Source organism: Streptomyces sp. FH025 (assembly GCF_017427025.1).
GTDB lineage: Bacteria > Actinomycetota > Actinomycetes > Streptomycetales > Streptomycetaceae > Kitasatospora.
Genome location: NZ_JAFLNG010001189.1, coordinates 1 through 1,196 on the forward strand (window position 1 = coordinate 1; position 1,196 = coordinate 1,196).

Genomic DNA, 1,196 nt, shown 5'->3' on the forward strand with positions numbered 1-1,196 from the left:
CGGGCCTCCTTGAAGCCTTCGGGGCACAGGGGGGAGGCGGCGTTCGTGCGGTCGAGCAGCGGGCGGTCCTGCCGGTTGAGGGTGGCGTCGTGGCCGAAGTAGGCGGGGGCGGCGGTCTGGCCGGCGGTGACGATGCGGACGAAGGTGTCCTGATCCATGGGCTGGCAGGCGTAGTTGGTCAGGCGCTGCGCGCCGATGGTGGACTGCTTGTCGGTGGAGAGGTTCTTGCCGCAGGCGGAGCCGGCGCCGTGGGCGGGGAAGACGCGGACCTGGTCGGGCAGGGCCATCAGCTTGTGGTGGACGCTGTCGTAGAGCATGGCGCCGAGCTCCTCGGCGGTGACGCCGGCGGAGGCGAGCAGGTCGGGGCGGCCGACGTCACCGATGAACAGGGCGTCGCCGGTGAGCACGCCGTAAGGGGCTTCGTCGGTGGCGTGCTCGAAGACGAGGATGCTGATCGACTCGGGGGTGTGTCCGGGGGTCTCCATGATCTGGAGGGCGACGTCACCGAGGGAGATGCGTTCGCCGTCGGTCAGGTGGCGGATGGCGTACTCGGTCTCGGCACGGTGGCCGTAGCCGATCCAGGCGCCGGTGCGGGCGGCGAGTTCGAGGTGGCCGGCCAGGAAGTCGGCGTGGAAGTGGGTGTTGATGACGCCGACGACGGTCAGGCCGCGCGCCGTGGCGTCGGCGAGGTATTCGTCGACGTCCCGGCGGGGGTCGACGATCACGGCCTGGCCCGTGGTCTCGTCGGCGATCAGGTAGGAGGCCTGGGAGAGGCAGTCGAGGTAGTACTGGCTGAAGATCACGGGGTTGTCTCCTCGTCGGTGTCTGACGGGCTGGCCACATGCCCAAGTGTACCCCCGGGGGTATTTTTCCCGACCGGGCCGAGGTAGGCGCGGCAGTACACGGGAACCTCCCGGGCGGCACAGGGCGCCGCACTGTGGCATCGATGGGCGGATACCCCCCTCGGTATATTTGCCAGCATACGGCCTCCAGGGCCGATACCAGCGGGGGTATCGCCGAACGATTTCGATAATACCCCCGGGGGTACTATGGTGGGCGTCGAGGGGGACCCGGCCACCGCCGGACCCGGGCAACCGGCCGGGTACGGGCGGAGCCGAGAAGAGGCCCCGCGCCGCCGCCCACCGCCCGCACACACCCACGGGCGCGGCGTCGCGAATGCGGCCACCCCCGACGCG

At 70.6% G+C, this 1,196-nt stretch carries 1 protein-coding gene; it reads right to left on the bottom strand.

The features are described 5' to 3' along the window. Window positions 1-803 (bottom strand): MBL fold metallo-hydrolase (locus J0670_RS38340; protein ID WP_207817387.1); only part of this gene is annotated, 803 nt, incomplete at its 3' end. Window positions 804-1,196: the final 393 nt, after the last annotated feature.